This window comes from Pseudomonas sp. NPDC087598 (genome assembly GCF_044743525.1).
GTDB lineage: Bacteria > Pseudomonadota > Gammaproteobacteria > Pseudomonadales > Pseudomonadaceae > Aquipseudomonas.
Genome location: NZ_JBIUWQ010000011.1, coordinates 1 through 3,401, shown reverse-complemented (window position 1 = coordinate 3,401; position 3,401 = coordinate 1). Strand labels below are relative to the sequence as shown.

The 3,401-nt window shown below is 59.9% G+C and carries 3 protein-coding genes and 1 pseudogene; all 4 read right to left on the bottom strand.

Annotated features, from left to right (window positions below; genetic code table 11):
- Positions 1-260: pseudogene (locus tag ACIOWE_RS08465) on the bottom strand (alginate O-acetyltransferase); the annotation flags it as partial.
- Positions 261-270: 10 nt separating this feature from the next.
- Positions 271-1,836: an MBOAT family O-acyltransferase gene (locus tag ACIOWE_RS08460; protein ID WP_401389782.1), complete on the bottom strand. Its 1,566-nt coding sequence runs from the start codon at positions 1,834-1,836 to the stop codon at positions 271-273.
- 213 nt (positions 1,837-2,049) lie between these two features.
- Positions 2,050-3,174, bottom strand: coding sequence for a mannuronate-specific alginate lyase (locus ACIOWE_RS08455; RefSeq protein ID WP_401389779.1), 1,125 nt, complete (start codon positions 3,172-3,174; stop codon positions 2,050-2,052).
- A gap of 8 nt (positions 3,175-3,182) precedes the next feature.
- A partial coding sequence (locus tag ACIOWE_RS08450; protein ID WP_401389776.1) for an alginate biosynthesis protein AlgX occupies positions 3,183-3,401 on the bottom strand: 219 nt, incomplete at its 5' end.

Below are 3,401 nucleotides of genomic sequence, written 5' to 3'. Positions count from 1 at the left end.
TGATCGCGACCGAGCACCACGCCCGGACGACCTTCGTTGAACAGTTTGAAATCCAGCGCGGCCCAGAGATTGGTGCCCAGGCGCTTGATCGGGAATTCATCGTCGTAGTGCGTTTCCACAGCCTTGGTCCAACGGCCGTTGAGCACCGTCGCATCGGCGTTGGTGCTGAAGCCGAAGAAGCTGCGAACCGACCACAGACCGAGGACCAACAGGGTCACCAGGAACAGGGCGATGTAGAAGATGCGTAATGAGCGGGTCATGTCAGATCCCTCAGAACTGGAAGTAACGGAACGGCGAGAAGCTTTGCGCCGAGAGATTGAGAATCGAGGCGATGAACAGCAGCAGGATCAGCCCGCGCATCACGTAGCGCGACCAGTCCGCCGTCCAGTAGGCCGGTTGCACCTGGGCTTCGACGCCGACGGTGTAGCCAGGCTCGTGGATGCTCGCCGGATTTTCGCCAGGCGCGGCTTTGATCATTCCCGGGGTCGCCGTCGCAGGGCCGTTGGCCTCGACGTTGACTTCCGGTTTGGTCTTGGCCGGCGGCTGATTGGTGTACAGATCACGCAGGCCGAAGAACGCCAGCGTTACGTACGCCACTACCAGAGTCGCCACTTGCAGACCGGTGAGGCTGGCCTGATTGAGTTCCGACAGCGACCAGTCGCCGAAGCTGAACATCGCGCCGTACATGCGCCCGGCAACATGCAGGTTCTCGGCACGGAAGATCACCCAGCCCATGACCACGAGCAGGAAGGTCAGTGCCCAGCGAATCGGGTTGAGGCTGCGCGGCGAAGTGTTCAGGCCCAGCGCTTTTTCAATCGCCAGCCACATGCCGTGCCAGGCGCCCCAGACGATGTAAGTGATGTTCGCGCCGTGCCACAGACCACCGAGGAGCATGGTCAGGAACAGGTTGCGATAGGTCATCAGCGTGCCTTTACGGTTACCGCCGAGGGTGATGTACAGATAGTCGCGCAGCCAGGTCGACAGGCTGATGTGCCAGCGACGCCAGAACTCGGTGATCGACTGGCTGATGTACGGCTGTTTGAAGTTTTCCATGAAGCGGAAACCCATCATCAAGCCCAGACCAATCGCCATGTCGCTGTAACCGGAGAAGTCGAAATACAGCTGCGCGGTGTAGGCCAGCGCGCCGAGCCAGGCATCACCCGTGGTCGGGTTTTGCAGGGCGAAGCAATGGTCGGCGACCACGGCGAGGGTGTCGGCGATGAAGACCTTTTTGATGAAACCCTGCATGAACCGTGTGCAGCCCTCGGAGAACTTGTCGAGGGTGTGCGTGCGGTTGTTGAACTGGTCGGCGAGGTCGCGAAAACGCAGGACGGGGCCGGCAATCAAGTGCGGGAAGATCGCCACGAACGCTGCGAAGTCGATCAGGTTGCGCGTGGCCGGGGTGTCACCGCGGTACACGTCGATGATGTAGCTGATCGATTCGAAGATGTAGAACGAGATCCCGATCGGCAGCAGGACGTGGGTGAGGATGAACGGCTCAAGACCGACCGACGTCATCATCGCGTTGATGCTGTCGACGCCGAAGTTGGCGTACTTGAAGTAGCCGAGGATGCACAGGTCGACTGCCACACCGAGCAGCAGCCAGCGCTGCGCCGGTTTGGTCCTGACGCCGGCGGCACCGACTTTGAGGCCGATCCAGTAGTTCCACAGCGTGACCGCTGCGAACAGCGCGAGGAAGTCCACGCGCCACCAGGCGTAGAACACGTAGCTGGCGATCAGCAGCAGCAGGTTGCGATAGCGTTGCCCGCTCAAGTAGTACAAGCCGAGAAAGATCGGCAAGAACAGAAACAGGAACACGTTGGATGAAAATACCATCCCGATCTCTCCATGTTTGAACCAACAGTCAAGGGCCAAAGCCCCCCCAAACCCCCCACGTAAAACCGGAGGGCCAACTCACAAATCTAAAACCTGACACCGACCCCTGTGGGAGCGAGCCTGCTCGCGAAGGCGTCGTGTCAGTCGACATCAGTTTTGAATGTCAGACCGTATTCGCGAGCAGGCTCGCTCCCACAGGTTTTGCGTTCGGTCTTACGAACCCTTGTTGCCCTTCTCATGCGATGGGTCGTAGACCTTGGTCAGATCCCCGCCGAGGCGGAAGGTCTTGAACGGCTGCATGCCGCGCTTCTTCTCGATCACATCCGGCGGGCAGGTGTAGAGGGTGCAGAACGGCTCAAGCCAGGCGAATTTCATGTCCTCTTTCAAGTCGGTCATGTCCTGCTCTTTGCCGTTCTTCTTCTCGAATTCTTCCGGGTCTTTCACCCCGGACAACACTCGATCACCCAGGCGTTTCAGCGCGCCGTTGTTTTCCTGACGCAAATCGACACCGTTGACCTGAGCAAAACTGGCGATCATCGCCAGCGGCGGCAGGGCGTAGTTGTGATAGGCGAGGGCGCGTTGCTGACGCTTGAGTTCGTTCGGCAGATAGCCATCGGCATCAACCTGATTGGCGCCGACCTTGTATTCCTTCACCGCCCAATCGAACAGGTCGCGGCGATTGGTTGCGACGGAGGTCGCCATCACCGACCACGCCGCCCAGTACGAGTGGTTGTTGGTTTTTTCCAGCGGCAGGTTGTCCCAGTCGCTGACCACCTGATCGGCCATTTTGCTGAACCAGGCTTCGATCACCTGCGCTTCTTGCTGATGCTGCGCCAGCGGATGCGAGTCGGAGAATTTCAGGCGAATGTACGAAGAGGCCATGCTGCCCAGCGCCCATTTGCGCATCGACTTGCCGGTGTGGTTGAAGTCTTTCGACATCAACGCGTCAGCCTTGGCCCACGCGGTCAGCCAGTTCAGCGTGCAATCGAGCTGTTCCGGACGACCGTCGCGCATGAACTGCATCACCCGTTTGGCGGTGCCGCGTTCCAGCGTGGTGATGTCTTTGGTGGTGTCACGGAAGGCTTTTTCCGACTGCACGTTCAGTGTCGAACGGGCCTTGTCAGAACCTTCGTATTTGCTGCGAAATTGCAGCGGGCCGGTGTACGGCGCCGGCATTGCATCGCAGCCTTCGCTTTTGTCACCGGTCTTGAATTTATCCACAGGCGCAAAGTAGCCCTGAGGAGGACGCAGTGGCGCGGCGGCCTGAGTGGCCCCGGCGAACATCGCCAGGCTCAACAGGGTGGGGGCCAATAAAGATTTCAATTTCGGATTTCGCATAGCAGACCTCATTGCCCGACCTGAGCGGTTTGTTGCCCAGCGCCCGGGAATACGTTGCGTTTGCAGATTTTCGCTTCGACTTTTTGTGGCGCGGTGCCCGCTTCCGGGCCCTGGACTTCGACCGCCAGCAGGTTTTGCGAGGCCCGGGCGGCGTCCGTGCGCCGCGCAATGGCGAACCGCGCGTCGGTGTCGGAGGGGGCCGGTTTCTCGCTCTGGCTGTCCTCGTG